General features: G+C 74.7%; 14 protein-coding genes and 1 pseudogene. 4 read left to right on the forward strand and 11 right to left on the reverse strand.

Going from position 1 to position 16,231, the window contains the following annotated elements; translation table 11 throughout:
• Positions 1 to 132 precede the first annotated feature (132 nt).
• The 3 genes from ACFCY1_RS19280 to ACFCY1_RS19290 form a co-directional block, all read right to left on the reverse strand.
• Positions 133 to 1,323: a CapA family protein gene (locus ACFCY1_RS19280; RefSeq protein WP_375875339.1), complete on the reverse strand. Its 1,191-nt coding sequence runs from the start codon at positions 1,321 to 1,323 to the stop codon at positions 133 to 135.
• Positions 1,324 to 1,517: 194 nt separating this feature from the next.
• The gene (locus tag ACFCY1_RS19285; protein WP_375875340.1) at positions 1,518 to 2,573 is read right to left on the reverse strand and encodes a YncE family protein; all 1,056 of its coding nucleotides are present in this window, start codon (positions 2,571 to 2,573) and stop codon (positions 1,518 to 1,520) included.
• 378 nt (positions 2,574 to 2,951) lie between these two features.
• Positions 2,952 to 3,083, reverse strand: a complete 132-nt coding sequence (locus ACFCY1_RS19290) for a hypothetical protein (protein WP_375875341.1) — start codon at positions 3,081 to 3,083, stop codon at positions 2,952 to 2,954.
• A 517-nt stretch (positions 3,084 to 3,600) separates the two neighbouring features.
• Here ACFCY1_RS19290 and ACFCY1_RS19295 point away from each other — a divergent pair.
• The gene (locus tag ACFCY1_RS19295) at positions 3,601 to 3,804 is read left to right on the forward strand and encodes a cold-shock protein (protein ID WP_049649849.1); all 204 of its coding nucleotides are present in this window, start codon (positions 3,601 to 3,603) and stop codon (positions 3,802 to 3,804) included.
• A 15-nt stretch (positions 3,805 to 3,819) separates the two neighbouring features.
• Here ACFCY1_RS19295 and ACFCY1_RS19300 read toward each other — a convergent pair whose 3' ends face one another.
• Positions 3,820 to 4,764 carry a helix-turn-helix domain-containing protein gene (locus tag ACFCY1_RS19300; protein WP_375875343.1) on the reverse strand — a complete coding sequence of 315 codons (945 nt, stop codon included), beginning with the start codon at positions 4,762 to 4,764 and terminating at the stop codon, positions 3,820 to 3,822.
• A gap of 186 nt (positions 4,765 to 4,950) precedes the next feature.
• Between ACFCY1_RS19300 and ACFCY1_RS19305 the strand changes: the two genes are divergently transcribed.
• Both ACFCY1_RS19305 and ACFCY1_RS19310 read left to right on the forward strand, forming a co-directional pair.
• Complete coding sequence (locus tag ACFCY1_RS19305; RefSeq protein WP_375875344.1) at positions 4,951 to 5,904, forward strand: MBL fold metallo-hydrolase; 954 nt, start codon at positions 4,951 to 4,953, stop codon at positions 5,902 to 5,904.
• 112 nt (positions 5,905 to 6,016) lie between these two features.
• On the forward strand, positions 6,017 to 7,459 hold the full coding sequence (locus tag ACFCY1_RS19310) for a carboxylesterase/lipase family protein (RefSeq protein ID WP_375875345.1): 1,443 nt from the start codon (positions 6,017 to 6,019) through the stop codon (positions 7,457 to 7,459).
• A 102-nt stretch (positions 7,460 to 7,561) separates the two neighbouring features.
• Here ACFCY1_RS19310 and ACFCY1_RS19315 read toward each other — a convergent pair whose 3' ends face one another.
• From ACFCY1_RS19315 to ACFCY1_RS19340, 6 genes and pseudogenes are all read right to left on the reverse strand, one after another.
• The gene (locus ACFCY1_RS19315) at positions 7,562 to 8,689 is read right to left on the reverse strand and encodes an NADH:flavin oxidoreductase (protein WP_375875346.1); all 1,128 of its coding nucleotides are present in this window, start codon (positions 8,687 to 8,689) and stop codon (positions 7,562 to 7,564) included.
• A gap of 181 nt (positions 8,690 to 8,870) precedes the next feature.
• Entirely contained in the window at positions 8,871 to 9,557 is a 687-nt protein-coding gene (locus ACFCY1_RS19320; RefSeq protein WP_375875367.1) for a cytochrome P450, read from the reverse strand.
• Between the two features lie 79 nt (positions 9,558 to 9,636).
• Positions 9,637 to 9,948: pseudogene (locus tag ACFCY1_RS19325) on the reverse strand (cytochrome P450); the annotation flags it as partial.
• A 144-nt stretch (positions 9,949 to 10,092) separates the two neighbouring features.
• Positions 10,093 to 11,802, reverse strand: coding sequence for an urease subunit alpha (locus ACFCY1_RS19330; RefSeq protein ID WP_375875347.1), 1,710 nt, complete (start codon positions 11,800 to 11,802; stop codon positions 10,093 to 10,095).
• Positions 11,799 to 12,566, reverse strand: coding sequence for an urease subunit gamma (ureA, locus tag ACFCY1_RS19335; protein ID WP_375875348.1), 768 nt, complete (start codon positions 12,564 to 12,566; stop codon positions 11,799 to 11,801). The genes ACFCY1_RS19330 and ureA overlap by 4 nt, the downstream gene beginning before the upstream one ends.
• Positions 12,567 to 12,604: 38 nt before the next feature.
• Positions 12,605 to 13,804 carry an agmatine/peptidylarginine deiminase gene (locus ACFCY1_RS19340; protein WP_375875349.1) on the reverse strand — a complete coding sequence of 400 codons (1,200 nt, stop codon included), beginning with the start codon at positions 13,802 to 13,804 and terminating at the stop codon, positions 12,605 to 12,607.
• 264 nt (positions 13,805 to 14,068) lie between these two features.
• On the opposite strand from ACFCY1_RS19340, the gene tatA reads away from it, so the two are divergent.
• Positions 14,069 to 14,389 (forward strand): Sec-independent protein translocase subunit TatA, encoded by a 321-nt coding sequence (gene tatA / locus ACFCY1_RS19345; protein ID WP_375875350.1) that lies wholly within the window; start codon positions 14,069 to 14,071, stop codon positions 14,387 to 14,389.
• A 79-nt stretch (positions 14,390 to 14,468) separates the two neighbouring features.
• Here tatA and ACFCY1_RS19350 read toward each other — a convergent pair whose 3' ends face one another.
• A complete protein-coding gene (locus ACFCY1_RS19350) occupies positions 14,469 to 16,208 on the reverse strand; it encodes a serine/threonine-protein kinase (RefSeq protein WP_375875351.1) in 1,740 nt (579 codons plus the stop codon).
• Positions 16,209 to 16,231: the final 23 nt, after the last annotated feature.

Consider the following 16,231-nt stretch of genomic DNA (forward strand, 5'->3'; position numbering starts at 1 on the left):
CCCCAGCTGGTGGCTCACGGGGATGGGAGCGTCGCAGGACGCCTGGTACCGCGACCTGGTCGCCGCCCACCGGGCGGCTGCTCGCGAGCAGCCGCGCCCCGGGGCTTCGCGGAGGTTCCGGCGCCGGTCCGCTCAGGGGGCCATGGTGAGCCCGGCCGAGGCGCCGTCGCGGCTCAGGACGACCGACCGGATGTGGTCGAGGGCCCGGGTGTAGTCGGCGCGGTCGGGGGTGTGGCGGAGGGCCTCGGTCAGGTCGAGGACCCGGTAGGGCGGGCCGAGGTCGGTCAGCTGCGGGAGGAACTCGGCCTTGGTGACGGTCCATCGTTGCCCGGGCCCGGGCGGCGGGGAGAAGGTGAAGCGGGCGATCGAGCTCCAGTTCCCCCGGGGGTCCTCCGCGCCGGTGGGGTTGAACATGTGGCCGGCGAGCTGGTCGCCCATGCCGTAGACCGTCCAGGTGTCGTTGATCTTCTCGTAGGCCTGCGGGATGTGGGCGTGGGTGCCGAGGACCAGGTCGATGTCGGGCCGGCCGGGGCTCTGCTCGGCGGCCAGGTCGCGGGCGAGCGCGAGCTGCTGCTCGTCCGGGGTGTCCTGCCACTCGGTGCCCCAGTGGAGGCTGACCACCACGATGTCCGCGCCGCGCTCGCGGGCGGCCCGGGCGTCGGTGAGGATCCGTTCCCGGTCGATGAGGTTGACCGCCCAGGGCCGGTCCTTCGGCAGGGGGATGCCGTTGGTGCCGTAGGTGTAGGCGAGCTGGGCCACCGTGGCGCCGCCCGCCGTGAGCGTCGTGGGGCTGCCCGCCTCGTCGGCGCTGCGCGCGGAGCCCGTGTGCTTCAGGCCGACGGCGTCCATGGCGTCGAGCGTGCGCCGGATGCCGTCCGGGCCGCCGTCGAGCGTGTGGTTGGAGGCGGTGTCGCAGGAGGTGTAGCCGGTGTCCTTGAGCGCCTGGGCGACCTGGGGTGGCGAGATGAACGACGGGTAGCCGGTGAACGGCCCGCCGTCGGCGCCGTACACCGTCTCCATGTGGCAGATGGCTAGGTCGGCGGCGCTGATGACCGGTTTGACCCCGGCGAGCATCCGGGTGAAGTCGTAACCGCTGCCCCCGGCGTCCTCCTTGGCCTGCTGGATGATCTCCGTGTGCGGCAGGACGTCCCCGGTCGCGACGAGGGTGAACGCCCGCGGCCCTGCCTGGGTGGGCGCGGCCGGGGAGCTCGGATCGCGGGGGGTCGACGGTGCGGGCTGCCGTTCCTGCGGCGACCCGCAGCCGGTGAGGGAGAGCAGCAGGGCGGTGGCGGCTGTGAGGATCTCTCGGCAGGCAAATCGCATGGTCGGCTCGTCCCACGATCGGCTGGTATGACGAGTCCGACTATGCGAGTTATGGACGGGCCGCCGTGGAACCCGCGCCCTGGGATCACCCGACGGGGCCACCGACCCGTCGGCGGGCGCGGACGGGCGCGGACGGGAGTGGACGGGCGGGTGCGCGGGGTGGCGCGGGGCCGCGCACCCGCCCGGCGGGCGGGTCAGAAGGTGACGGCCTTCAGGTAGCTGGTCTCGCCGCGCGGACCGGCCAGGTAGAGGGTGTGGCCGTCGGGGCCGAGGGCGGCGGTGCCGACGCCGTCCAGGCCGAAGCCGGTGAGGTCGGCGGCCGGGAGGGCGGTGTTGGTGGCGGTGTCGTAGGCCAGCACGGTGGCGGAGGGCTTCCAGCCGTCCTTGAGGACGAACAGGCGGCCGCCGTCCGGGGAGACCGCCACCAGGTGGGTGTCGGCGGAGGTGGCCGGGCCGCCGAGGGTGAAGGCGGTGCGGGACGTGTCGGTGAAGGGGTCGAGCTCGTAGCCGGAGCCCTGGGCGGCCCGGCTGCCGAGGGCGTAGAGGCGGGTGCCCTCCGGGGAGGCGGTGACCTCGGTCGCGGCGGCGAGCGGTTGGACGGTGCGGGTGACGGTCGGGACGGGAGCGGTCAGGTCGAGGTGGACGACGCCCGCGCCGGTGGCGACGTAGGCGTCGGCGCCGCCGTTGTGGAGGGCGATCCCGTCGACGTCGGGGTCGCCCAGTGTGACGGCGCCGGTGAAGGAACGGGTGAAGGTGTCGAAGACCAGCACCCGGCCGGGGCCGGCGGTGCCCTGCTGGGTCACGAACACCCTGGAGCCGTCGGAGCTGACGGCGAGCGCGCGCGGGCGGTCGACGGGCGTGCGGGACAGCACGGTGTTCGTGGCGAGGTCGACGACCAGCAGCTGCTCGGCGGCGAGGACGTAGATCCGGTTGCCGTCGGGGCTGAGGGCGGGCCGGCCGGCGGTGCCGTCCTGGCTGAGCAGGGTCTGCGCCACGACCGTGCGGGTGCGGGTGTCGACGGTGCGCAGGAGGGTGGGGTAGCCGGTGCCGACGTGGTCCTCGGCGACGACGTAGGCGCGGTTGCCGTCGGAGCTGACGGCGATGCCGAGCGCCCGCCAGCCGACGGCGGTGTCGGCGGTGTGGGCGGTGCCGGTGGTGCCGGCCGTGGCGCCGGCCGGCACGGCGCACAGGAGCGTGACTGATGCCGCGAGGGCGGTGGTCCAACGAGCCGTACCCGTAAGCGAGTTCATGGAGATCTCCCCGGACGGTGTCCTCGCGCTGTGCGAGGCGTGGACACGCTACGGGGGAGGGGAGGGCGCGTGGACGGGGCGTGGAGGAGTTGACCGGATCGGTATTGGTCTAGTCCAAAATCCGAAGCCGTCCGCGGGGCCGTGCGGGTGGCCGGGGCCGCCGGGTGGCCGCGTCACGGGTGCGGGCGCGGGTGCGGGTGCGGGGCGGACAGGGCGCGGGCGTGGCCCGGGCGTGGTGCGGAACCGGGCTGCGGGCCGGGCGCGTCGACGCATCACGAAACGCCTGGCGTCCGGCCGGGTGGCCGGACCCAGGTGAGCGGCCGATCGGGCTCCGGCATGCGCCCCGGAGCGGTGACGGTAGGGCCGCGGGTGTGCCGGTCAGAGTGTGAACAAGGCGGCGTACGGTGGGGCGATCCGCTCCTGTCGGGTGCCGAAGTCGACGAGGACGGCCGCGTAGGCTCCGTCCTCCACCGCGAGGACGCGGCCGAGACCATACTTGTCGTGGCTCACGCGGTCGCCCACCGCGAATAGCTTGGGCGGTGCGTCGGGCCGGGGTTTGAAGGGGCTGGTGGGCAGGGGGCGTCGGACTGCCGGTGTTTTCCTCATCCCGGTCAGTATGCTCCGAAAATCGACGGAACGGGCCGTTCCGGAGGGTGTGAATCCGTTGCCGGGTGTCCCCGGGGCGACTCGCCCCCTGGGCGTGGCGAAAAAATCATGACCGGGGCGGCGCGGGGTCCGGTGTCGCCAACTCCGGTGCGGGAATCGATCGTTGCTGTCGCTTTCGGGGCGAGACGGTCGCGCCCGGGAGGGCGGGAAAAAAATAGACGAGTGAAAATCCGCGCCGGCGGGCCGGAGTCTGCTAAGCTCTTCTTAGTTGCAGTTGTGGTTCCCATGAACTTTGTGTGCGCCTGCTTATTGTTGCGGGCGCATTTTTTGTTTTACCGGCTCTTTCCGGCGGGTTCTCATCGCGGCGACTCGAATGTCTGCATGGTGCAGACTTCGCACAGTCTCTCGAAGGAGATTTCTCATGGCTACTGGCACCGTGAAGTGGTTCAACGCGGAAAAGGGCTTCGGCTTCATCGAGCAGGAGGGCGGCGGCGCTGACGTGTTCGCCCACTACTCGAACATCGTCGCCCAGGGCTTCCGCGAGCTGCTCGAGGGTCAGAAGGTCGAGTTCGACGTCACGCAGGGCCAGAAGGGCCCGCAGGCCGAGAACATCCGCCCGCTGTAATTTCCCTGCCGCGCTTTAGCCCGGCAGACAGGGGCCCGCACCGTGCGTCACGCACGGTGCGGGCCCTTTGCCGTTCCGGGGCGGACCGCTGCTCCGCGGAACCCCGCGGCCGACGCCGGCCCGGGTGAGGAGGGCGAGGGCCGCCTCGGAGGGGGAACCGGCGGGGGCGGTGCAGACGACGAGTACCTGATCGGGTGAGCGGGCGATCGACAGCATCTGCTGCGTCACGGTGAGCGCGCCGACGGCGGGGTGGTGCAGCCGGTAGGAGCGGGTGTCGCACGGCGCCACCCGGTGGTCGCCCCACAGTGCGACGAACTCCGGGCTCTTCATGGTCAGTTCGCCGATCAGCTCGGCCAGCAGCGGGTCCTCGGGGTGCCGGCCGACGGTGGCGCGCAGGCTGCCGACCACCGTGCGCGCCTTGTGCTGCCAGTCCACGTACAGCTCCCGGGCGTGCCCGTCCAGGAACAGCATCCGGCTCAGGTTCGGGCGTCGCGCCGGGTCGTCCGGGCCGTGGACGTCCACGTGGCCGGTCAGCAGGGCGTGCCCGAGGGTGTTCCAGGCCAGCACGTCCGTACGGCGGCCGAGCACCACGGCCGGGACGCCGTCGACCGCGCGGAGCAGGTCGCGGGTCTCGTCCGCCAGCCGCTCGGGTCGCGGCCGGCGCACCCGGGGGGTGTGGCGGGCGGCGACGGCGAGCCGGTCGAGGTGCTCGCGCTCGTGGTCGCCGAGCAGGAGCGCGCGGGCGATCGCGTCGAGCACCTCGGCCGACGCCCCGCGGGACAGGCCCTGCTCCAGCCGGGTGTAGTACGAGACGCTGACGCCCGCCAGCTGGGCCACCTCCTCGCGCCGGAGCCCGGCCACCCGACGGCGGGGCCCGAGTTCGCGCAGGCCGACGTCCTCGGGGTGCAGCCGCGTCCGTCGGGCTCTGAGGAAGGCGCCGAGCGGGCCGGGTCCGTTCATGCCCCCCAGTATTCGGCGCCCGGAGCGGTCCCAGCCACACCCTGTGAGGGGTAGGACAGGCCGGGGTAGGACGAGCGGGGGCTGGTCGGTGCCGCTCGGAGGGGCCAGGCTCGGTCCCGACCGGAAACGGTCGGGAGCGGTCGGCGGACGGTCGACCGCGTGCCCCGGACCCGAGGAGGGGAGCCCATGCGGCGGAACCCGGAGCAGATCACCCTCGGTGACGTCACCGTCACCCGGATCAAGGAGTTCTACGGCTCGGCCGGGCTGTCTCCGGGCCGGTTCTTCCCAGATAGCCCCGGCAGCACGAACGGCCCGAACGGCCCGGCCGGCCCCGACGGCTCGTGGGAGCGGCATCGCGACTGGCTGGCGCCCGACTTCTGGGACCCGGCGACGGACGAGTGCCGTACCGCGGTCCAGTCCTGGCTGCTGCGCAGCGAGGGGCGCACGATCCTGGTCGACACCGGGGCGGGCAACCACAAGGACCGGCCCCACGCGCCGGTCTGGAACCACCTGGACACGGACTACCTCGAGAACCTCGCCGCCACCGGGGTGCGGCCCGAGGACGTCGACCTCGTCGTCAACACCCACCTGCACGTCGACCACGTCGGCTGGAACACCCGCCTCGACGGCCGGACCTGGGCGCCGACCTTCCCCAACGCCCGGTACCTGATGACCCGGCGGGACTTCGAGTTCTGGGACCCGGCCAACGGGCACCGCAGCGTGCTCGGCCGCGGGAACCAGAACGTCTTCGAGGACAGCGTCGCGCCGGTCCACCGGGCGGGACTGACGCGGCTGTGGGAGGGCACGTACCGGATCGACCGGAACCTGCGGCTCGACCTCGCGCCCGGGCACACCCCCGGCTCGTCCGTGCTCACCCTGGAGTCCGGCGGCGAGCAGGCCCTGTTCGTCGGGGACCTGGTGCACAGCCCGTTCCAGATCGCCGAGCCGGACACCAACTCCTGCTTCTGCGAGGACCCGGCGCTGTCCCGCGCCACCCGGCACCGGCTGCTCGGCCAGGCCGCCGAGCACCGTGCGCTGCTCTTCCCGGCGCACTTCGGCGGCCGGGGCGCGGTGGAGGTCGCGCGCAACGGGTCGACGTTCGCGATCAGGGAGTGGGCGGGCTTCTCCCGTATCTCCTGATGATCCGGTCATCCGCCTGATCCGCCTGATCCGCCGACGCGCCTGCTCCGCCGGTACGTCGGCCCCAGCACCGCCTGAGAGCTCCAGAACCGTCAGAGAGGAATCGTTTCCCATGCACCGACAGGCAGATCCGGTCGTCGAAACCCCGGCAGGAGCCGTGCGCGGCGTCCGGGACGGGTCCGGCGAGCGCTACCGCGCCCTGCCGTACGCGGCGGCACCGACCGGCGCCGGCCGCTTCGCCCCGCCCGTACCGCACCCGGGCTGGTCCGGCGTCCGCGACGGCACGCGGCCCTCGCCGACGGCCCCGCAGCCGGTCCGCGCCTTCGACCGGCTCGACGTGAGCCCCTACTTCGGGCCCGGCTGGGCGCCCGGTGCGGAGTACCTGGCCGTCGACGTCCACACGCCCGCGGCCGACGGCGGCCGCCGCCCGGTCATGGTGTTCGTGCACGGCGGCGGGTTCATCACCGGCTCGAACCGCGCCGCCCTCTACGACGGCGGTGCGTTCGCCCGCGACGGTGTCGTCCTGGTGACGGTGAACTACCGCCTCGGCATCCCCGGGTTCCTCGACCTGCCGGGCGCCCCGGCCAACCGGGGGCTGCTCGACGTGCTCGCCGCACTCGGCTGGGTGCGGGACACGATCGCGGCGTTCGGCGGCGACCCGGGGAACGTCACCGTCTTCGGGGAGTCCGCGGGCGCGACGCTGGTCTGCGCGCTGCTCGCGGCGCCGGAGGCCGACGGGCTGTTCCGGCGGGCGATCGTGCAGAGCGGCAGCGGAACCGGCGCGTTCACCCCGGAGCAGGCGGGGCGGGTCACCGCCGTCGCGGCCGCCGCGCTGGGCGTCGAAGCGACCGCCGAGGCGTTCGCCCCGATCCCGGACGAGCGGTTGCTGGCGGTCCTGCCCGCGCTGCTCGGCCTCGACCTGCGGACGGACACCGCCACCGACCCGCTGGCCGGGCTCAGCCCGCTCGGCCTCGTCCTGCCGGTCCAGCCCGTGGACGCCCTCGCGGACGGACCGGCCCGCGACGTCGACCTGCTCATCGGCACCAACACCGAGGAGGCGAACCTCTACCTCGTGCCGGAGGGGGAGCTGGAGTCCACCACAGAGGCCGACCTCCACGCCGTCGCCGCCGGACTGCTAGCGGATCCGGCGGCGGTCCTCCCTGCCCTGCGGGCGGCGCGGCCGGGCGCCACGCCGGGTGAACTGCGCTCCGCCGTGCTCGCGCACGCCCTGTTCGAGGCCGGGACGACGCGCATGGCGGAGGCCCACGCCCGGATCTCGGGCGGCCGCCGCACGTACCGCTACTCGTTCGGGTACCGCTCGACGGCCCTGGACGGGCGGCTCGGCGCCGCCCACACCGTCGAGCTGCCCTTCGTGTTCGACCTCGCCGACGAGCCCTGGCTGCACGGGGACACCGGCCTGCTCGGCCCCGACCCCGCCCCGGCCGGACTCGCCGCCCGGGTGCACGGTGCCTGGGTCGCCTTCGCCGGGACCGGGGACCCGGGCTGGGCCGCCTACGACCCGCGGCTGCCCGTGGCGGAGGCCCTCGGCGGCTGAGCGGGGCACGGAGGTCCGACCACCTGTAGCCCGCCCGCCGACCGGGCCCGGCCCGCACCGCGAGCGCAGCGGTACGGGCCGGGCCCGGTCGGCCCGTCGCGGTCAGCTCAGGGTGCGGCTCGCGGCGGCGTCGTACGGGAGCAGGTCGGCGAAGCGGCCGGAGAGGACCTTGGCGGCCCACTGCGGGTCCTGGAGGAGGGCGCGGCCGACGGCGACCAGGTCGAACTCGTCGCGCTCCAGCCGGTCGAGCAGGTTGTCGAGGCCCTGGACCCCGGAGCCCTGGCCCGCGAAGGCGCGCATGAAGTCGCCGTCGAGGCCGACCGAGCCGACGGTGATGGCGGGGCGGCCGGTGAGCTTCCTGGTCCAGCCGGCCAGGTTGAGGTCCGAGTCGTCGAACTCGGGGACCCAGTAGCGGCGGGTCGAGGCGTGGAAGGCGTCGACGCCGGCCTCGGCGAGCGGGGTGAGGATCGCCTCCAGCTCCTGCGGGGTCTCGGCGAGGCGGGCGTCGTAGTTCTCCAGCTTCCACTGCGAGTAGCGGAAGATCACCGGGAACCCGGGGGAGACGGCCTCGCGCACGGCGGCGACGAGCTCGGCGGTGAACCTCGTCCGGGCGACCGGATCGCCGCCGTAGGCGTCGGTGCGGCGGTTGGTGCCGGCCCACAGGAACTGGTCGAGCAGGTAGCCGTGGGCGCCGTGCAGCTCGACGCCGTCGAAGCCGATCCGCTCGGCGGCCGCGGCGGCCTCGGCGAACGCGCCGATGACGGCGTCGAGGTCGGCCCGCGTCATCGCCCGCCCCGTTCCCTCGGTGCCGTCCAGCCGTATGCCGGACGGGCCGACGGCGGGGGCGTCGGCGAACGGCGGGTCGCCCTGCTTGCGCGCCATGCCGATGTGCCAGAGCTGCGGCACGATGGTGCCGCCCGCCGCGTGGACGTCCTCGGCGACGCGGGCCCACCCGGCCAGCTGCTCCTCGCCGTGGAAGCGCGGGATGGCGTCGCTCTGGCCGGCGGACTCGTGGCCGACGTACGTCCCCTCGGTGACGATCAGGCCGACGCCCGCGGCGGCGCGGCGGGCGTAGTACGAGCGCACGTCCTCGCCGGGCACGCCGCCCGGGGAGAACGAGCGCGTCATCGGCGCCATCACGATCCGGTTGGGCACGGTCAGCCCGTTGATCGTGACGGGCCGGGACAGGAGGTCGGCCGCGCGGGAGGCGGCGGGCTCGGTGACGGTCATGAGGATTCCTCGCGGTCGGCGGTGGCGGTGGCGGCCGCCAGGGCGGTGACGGTGATCGTTCGCCCGTGCCAACCGCCTTGGCGGCTCCCGCATTTCACCGTCCGCGCGAAGTCCGCTGTGATCCGCGCCACGGTCCGTCGCGGGCCCCGGGACGGGGCCTCTCGACGGCTCCCGGCACCGGTCAGGGCCCGGCCGGGCGGTTCCCGGACGGGTCCGTGCGCGGTTCCGCCGTCATCAGGAGGTTCTCGGGACGGTTGGTGCTGGTCATGACGCCTCGTACCCGTGCTCCCGGGACGGGCGCCAGCCGCCAGCGGCCCGCGATAGCCGCGACCACGGTCATCATCTCGGTGCGGGCGAAGGACTCGCCGATGCACAGGTGGCTGCCGGCGCCGAAGGGGACGAACGCGCCGCGCGGGACGGGGGGCCGGTCGGGCAGCCAGCGGTCGGGGTCGAACCGCAGGGGGTGGGGGAAGTAGCGAGGGTTCCGGTGGAGGACCAGGGCGCTGAAGATGAACTCGGTGCCTCGGGGGAAGCGGTAGCCGCCGAGTTCGACGTCGGTGGTCGCGCGGCGGATCGTGATGCCGCCGGGGTTGCGGACGCGCAGCGCCTCGTCGACGACGCGGCGCGTGTACTCCAGCCGGGCCAGCCGCTCGGGGCCGAGGGGAAGGGAGACGTGGTCCCGCACTTCCTGGTGGAGCCGCTGGTCGACGAGCGGGTGCCGGCCCAGCTCGTGGAAGAGCCAGGCGAGCCCGCCTGCGGCGGTCTCCGTGCCGGCGACCAGCAGGGTGATGAGTTCGTCGTGGAGCTGGCGGTCGGTCATGGCCTCGCCGCTGTCGGCGTCCCGGGCCTGGAGGAGCGTCGACAGCAGGTCCGGCCGCTCGCCCGTGCCGTCGGTGTTGTCGGAGGTGGAGGGGGCCCTGGGAGGTGGCCAGTCCGTTCCCGAGGTAGGGGCGGAGCTTGTCGAAGGAGCGGCCCTTGGCGAAGCTCGCCGCGTCGGTGACCAGTACGCGGTGGACCAGCTCCGGGCTGGTCAGTACGTAGCTCGGCTTCGGGCCGAGGTGGGCGGCCACGATCCGGTCGTAGGCGGTGAGGCTGCCGAGGAACTCCAGCGGACGCCGCCACAGTTCCAGGGCGTGGCCGATCAGCGGGAGCCGCCCGGGAGCCGCCCGGGAGCGACGGGAGGGGCCGGCGGACGGCTGGCGGTGGGCATCGTCGTTCCTCCGGTGCGGGGTCGGGACACAGTCTGCGGCCCGGTGCACCTCCTGCGAACCCTTCGCGCCGGGGCGCGCTGGTGGACTGCGCGGCGCACGGGGGCGGAGGTCGGCTCGCCCCGGTGGGCCGCGCGCGGACCGGCGAGGAGTCCACCGGCCCGCCCCGGTCGACGGGTAGAGGAATCAGAGGAATCAGAGGAAGTACAGGCGGTTCAGCGGGACCTCCTCGGCGGGGTCGGACCGCAGGGGGGCGCCGTCGAGGGTGACGAGGCCTTCGCGCGGGTCGACGAGGACCTCGCCGAGGCGGCTGTTGCGGACCATGTCGCCCGGGCCGATGCCGCGGGTGTGGCGGACGGCGACGCGGCGTCGGCGGGTGGTCATGGTGTCGTACGGGCGGGCGTGGGTGCCGGACTCGGCGGCGGCGCGGCTGGTGAAGGCGACGGAGAGGTCCGCGGGGGTGGCGCCGTGGGCGCCGAACAGGGGCCCCATGACGAGGGGTTGGCAGGTCTCGGTGGCGGCGTTGGGGTCGCCGGTGACGCCGTAGGCGGGGAAGCCGGCCTTGAGGACCAGTTGGGGCTTGGCGCCGAAGGACGCCGGGCGCCACAGGACGAGGTCGGCGAGTTTCCCGACCTCGATGGAGCCGACCTCGTGGGAGAGGCCGTGGGCGATGGCCGGGTTGATGGTGAGCTTGGCGATGTAGCGCAGCACGCGCTGGTTGTCGTCGTCCGGGCCGTCGCCCTCCAGCGGGCCGCGTTCGGCCTTCATCTTGCCCGCCACCGCGAAGGTGCGGCGCACGGTCTCGCCGGCCCGGCCCATGCCCTGGGCGTCGGAGGAGGTGATGCCGATGGCCCCGAGGTCGTGCAGCACGTCCTCGGCGCCCATGGTGCCGGCCCGGATGCGGTCGCGGGCCATCGCGGCGTCGCCGGGCAGGTCGGTCTTGAGCCCGTGGACGGAGACGATCATGCCGTAGTGCTCGGCGACCGCGTCCCGGCCGAAGGGGAGGGTGGGGTTGGTGGAGGAGCCGATGACGTTCGGCACGCCCGCCATCTTGAGGACGTTGGGGACGTGTCCGCCGCCGCAGCCCTCGATGTGGAAGGCGTGGATGGTCCGGCCGTCGAGCACCTTCAGGGTGTCCTCGACCGAGAGGCACTCGTTCAACCCGTCGGTGTGCAGGGCCACTTGGACGTCGTGGGCCTCGGCGACGGACAGCGCGGTGTCCAGGGCGCGGGTGTGCGCGCCCATGTCCTCGTGCACCTTGAAGCCGCAGGCTCCGCCCTCGGCCAGCGCCTCGACGAGCGGGGCGGGGTGGGAGGACGAACCGCGGCCCAGGAAGCCGATGTTGACGGGCCAGGCGTCGAAGGAGTTGAAGGCGTGCCGCAGCGCCCAGGGGGAGTTGACGCCGACGCCCCAGACCGGGCCGAACTCCTGGCCGATGATGGTGGTGACGCCGGAGGCCAGCGAGGCCTCCATGATCCGCGGGGACATCAGGTGGACGTGGGTGTCGATGGCGCCGGCGGTGACGATCAGGCCCTCGCCGGAGACGATGGCCGTCCCGGTGCCGACCACCACGTCCACGCCGTCCAGGGTGTCCGGGTTGCCGGCCCGCCCGATCGAGGCGATCCGGCCCTCCCGGATGCCGATCGAGGTCTTGCGGATGCCCTGGATCGCGTCGATCACCAGGACGTTGCTGATCACCACGTCGCAGGTGTCCCGGACGGCGGCGGCCTTGAGGTGCAGGCCGTCCCGGGCGGTCTTGCCGAAGCCGGCCAGGAACTCGTCGCCCGGCCGCTGGGAGTCGGACTCGACCCGGACGACCAGGCCGCTGTCGCCGAGCCGGACCCGGTCCCCGGCGCGCGGGCCGTGCACGGCCGTGTACTCGGACGCGTCGATGCTGCTGCTCACGGGTGCTGCTCCTGTCCTTCGCCGCTTGTTCCTGCGCCGGCCGTTCCGCCGTCGACCGTTCCCGCGCCGGCCAGTCCTTCGTCGCCCGCTCCGAGGTAGCCCTGTTCGGCGGCCCGGCGCAGCGCCTCGCGCCGCACCCGGGGCGAGTCCAGCGGCCCGTCGACCAGCCCGGCGAAGCCGATCGCGACCCGATCGCCGCCGATCGGCACCAGGCCGACCTCGACGGTGGCGCCCGGGTCGAAGCGCACCGAGGAGCCGGCCGGCACGGCCAGGTGCATCCCGTAGGCGGCGGCCCGGTCGAAGGCCAGCCGCGGGTTGGCCTCGAAGAAGTGGAAGTGCGAGGTGACCGAGACCGGCACCCCGGAGGTGTTGCGCACGGCGATGGTGCGGACGGGTTCCGGTCCGGTCGCGGCGTCGCCGTCGGTGAGGACGGCGCCGGGTGCGGCCTCGCCGAGGGCGCCGCCGCCGAACGGGTCGGCGATGACGGCGAGCCGGGTGCCGTCCTCGAACACGGCCTCGACGTGGATCTCGGTGACGAGGTCCGCCACGCCGGGCAGGACGTCGGCGGGGGAGAGGACGGAGCGGCCGCGCGCGACGGCCTCGGCCAGGCGCAGCCCGTCGCGGGCGGCCTCGCAGACGGTGTCCGAGACGAGCGCGGTGGCCTCGGGGACGTTGAGCCGCAGGCCGCGGGCGCGGCGGGCGCGGGCGAGTTCGGCTGCTGTGAAGATCAGCAGCCGGTCGCGTTCGGTGGGGGTCAGCTGCACGGGGGGTTCCCTTCTCCCTCGGTGCGGGGCGGCGGGGGTCAGCCGGCCGGCTGGTCGTGGGTGGAGCAGTGGATGCCGCCCCCGCCGGAGGCGATGGTGTCGATCTTCACGGGGACGATCTCGCGGTCCGGGAACTGCTCCCGGAAGACCTCCTGGGCGTGGCCGTCGGCCTTGGCGTCGCCGAAGAGCGGCAGGTAGACGCCCTTGTTGCCGATGTAGAAGTTCATGTACGAGGAGACGAAGGCGTCGCCGCGGCCGGTGATCCGGTCCGGGTCGGGCTGGCCGATCTCGACGACCTTGAGCTTCCCGCCGGTCGCGTCGGTGGCCTCGGCGAGGACGGCGCGGGCCTGGTCGGCGGAGCGGGACCAGACGTCGGGCGGGGTGCCGGGGAAGGCGCGGTCCAGGAAGACGATGCCGGGGGCGGCGAAGCGGGCGAGGCAGTCGACGTGGGCGTCGGTGATGTCCTTGCCCTTGACGCCCGCCAGCCAGATCACCTTGGTGAGGCCCAGCGTCCGCTTGAGCTCCGCCTCGATCTCGTCGCGGGTGCGGCCCGGGTTGCGGTTGTCGTTGACCACGGAGCTCTCGGTGACCAGCAGGGTGCCCTGGCCGTCGGTCTCGAAGGAGCCGCCCTCGGCGGTGAGCGGGGTCTCCAGCCGCTCGATCCCGTACTTCTCCAGGACGGTGCGGGCGATCCGGGCGTCGTTGGCGTGCTCCTGCTTCCCGCCCCAGCCGCTGAAGTTGAAGTCGACGCCCTTGACCTTTCCGCCCTCCTCGACGAAGACCGGCAGGGTGTCGCGGGCCCACAGGTCGTCCACCGGGACGGCGAGCAGCTCGACGTCCGAGCCGCAGGCGTTGCGGGCCGAGGCCTCCTGGCCGGGGCGGACGAGCAGGACCACCGGTTCGCGCTGTCCGATGGCCCGGGCCACGGTGGCGATGTCCCTGCGGACGGCCCCGAGCTGCTCGCCCCAGACGTTCTCGGAGGCGGGCCAGGCCATGAAGGTCCGCTCGTGCTTCTCCCACTCGCCGCCGAGCCGCCGGCCGCGGGCGGGGGCGGGGGTGGGATCGGAGGCGGGCGCCGGGGGCTGCGCGGCGGGCTGTCCGAGGGTGCCGGAGGCCGGGGCCGCGGGGCCGGCCGGCTCGTCGCCGGCGGTGGCGCAGGCCGTCGCGCCGAGGGCGATCGCACCGGCTCCGGCGAGGGAGCGCAGCACCGTGCGGCGGGCGAGGGGGGACTGGGACACGGTGGACTCCGGTGGGGCTGGGGGGTGGATCCGGCGCGGCGGGGAGGGCGGGCTCCGGGGGAGCGGCCCACGCGGCGATGGTCGGCGGCGGACGAGGAGGTCGTCCGGGAGGACGAGGTCGGTCGGCAGCGCCGGGACCGACTCTCGCATTGACTGAAAAATCAGTCAAGCTTTACGGTGAAGTCACCCAAACCACCCCGAGACGACCGGGGGCGCCGTACGAGCGGCCCCGGTCACGACGACGAAAGGCCGGGTGAGGCGGCGATGCTGCGCAATGGTCTGGAGCCCTGGCACGTGCTGGTCACGGTGGCCGTGCTGGTGCTGCTGTTCGGCTCCAAGAAGCTGCCCGAGATGGCGCGCGGACTGGGGAAGTCGATGCGGATCCTGAAGTCCGAGACGGCGGCCCTGCGGGAGGACGGAGCACCTGGCGGAGCGGTCACCGAGCCTCCCGCTGGAGCAACCGCGGGTTCGCCCGGCGGGGCGACGGCCGGTTCACCTGGCGGAGCGACGCCCGGTGCACCCGGCGGAGCCGTCACCGAGCCGCCCGCCGCCCCGCAGGCCGGGCCGGTGAAGCGGCCGCTCTGACCGGCGGGCCCGTACGCGAGCCCGCCGCCGACGCCGGGAGCCGTCGTCCCCCCGCCGCCCGACGGGGGAACGACGGCTCTCAGCCGTTGCGGCGGTAGTGGTCCAGGGAGACCCGGACCGGCCCGTCCGGGCCCGCGGTCGACAGCACCCGGACGACCGCGAGGTCCCGGCCGTCCGCGGACCGGACGCAGAAGGCGCCGCGCGGCCCGACGGCGGCGAACGGGATCCGCCCGGCCGGGCGGCTGCCGAGGCCCTTGAGGCACTCGGCCGGGCCCAGTCCGGCGTCCCGGCCGATGAAGGAGTCGGCGTTCTCCGGCACCAGGAACTCGCCCTCGCCGCGGCCGACGTACCAGGTCGCGCTGTCGGTCGGGACCACGGTGCCGGTGGCGAGGTCGAACTCGTAGCCGGCGTCCGACGAGGTCAGCTCGACCGCGCGGTAGGCCGGGGCGTACTCGGGGGCGGGGGCGGACGGCGGCGCGGCGCCCGGCGCGACGGGGGCGGACCGGGTGGGCGACGGCGACCCGGCGGGCGTCAGGGCGGCGGTCGGGGCGCCGGGCTCGGCGGCACCGGACACCGGGGCCTCGGCGGCCGAGGCCTCCCCCGACTCCTGGTCGTCGAGCAGCAGGGCCGTCGCGGCGGCGGCGCCGACGGCCAGGGCGACGGCGGCGGTCAGCGCGGTGCGCCCGAGGGCGCGTCTGCGGCCGCCCGCGCGCGGGGCCTGACGGCCTGCCGACACCTGCGACCCGGCGGGCAGCGGCCCGGCGGGTGCCGGGGCGGCTCCGGTCGCAGGCGCCGGCGCGAGCACCGTCGGCGTCGGCGCGGCGGTCGGGGCGAGGACCGTACGCGCCGAGTCCCACCCGGGCCCGGCGGCCCCGGGCCCCCCGGCCGGCACCTGCGGCAGCTCGGCGTGCCGGGTGATCTGGCTGGTCAGCGGGTGCGGCAGCCAGTCGTCGCCGAACCTGAGCTGCCCGCCCACGGCCGGGTGGCTCCGGGCGGCGGCGATCACCTCGGCGGTGGTCGGACGGTCCTCGGGCCGCTTGGCCAGGCACCGCAGCAGCAGCGCGCGCAGGCTCTCCGGGACCCGGCCGAGGTCGGGCTCCTCGTGGACGGTCCGGTAGAGCGCCGCCGGGTCCGGGCCGTCCCCGAACGGCGGAGCGCCGCCGGCGACGTGGACGGCCAGGGCGCCCAGCGCGTACACGTCGGTGGCCGGGGTCGCGGCCCGGCCCACGGCCTGCTCGGGCGCCATGTAGGCGGGCGAGCCGATCCGCAGGCCGGTGCCGGTCAGCGCGCTGGCGTCGGCCGCGCGGGCGATGCCGAAGTCGATCACCCGGGGGCCGTCGGAGGCGATCAGCACGTTGCCGGGTTTGAGGTCCCGGTGGACCACCCCGGTGGCGTGGATCGCCTGCAGCGCCTCGGCGATGCCGGCCATCAGCAGCAGGACGGTCCGTTCCGGGAGCGGGCCGTGGCGCTGCACCACCTCCTGGAGCGAGGGGCCCGGCACGTAGGTGGTGGCCAGCCAGGGGGTGGCGGCGTCCACGCCCGCGTCGACCACCTGGGCCGTGTACAGCCCGTGGATGCGCCGGGCGCTGGCCACCTCCTGGGCGAACCGGGCCCGGAACTCCGGGTCCCCGGCCAGTTCGGGCCGCACCACCTTGAGCGCCACCGGCCGGCCGCCGGGGGTGTACGAGAGGTAGACCCGGCCCATGCCGCCGGCGCCGAGCCGGGCGGCCAGCAGGTGGCCGCCGACCTCGCGCGGGTCGTCGTCGGCCAGCTCCTGGAAGACCGGCTGGAGGGCGAAGGGGGACCGGTCAGCGGACATGCGGGCTGCCTCTCTCGGCGGTC

The organism is Kitasatospora sp. NPDC056273 (genome assembly GCF_042268845.1).
In the GTDB taxonomy this organism is placed as follows: Bacteria; Actinomycetota; Actinomycetes; order Streptomycetales; family Streptomycetaceae; genus Kitasatospora.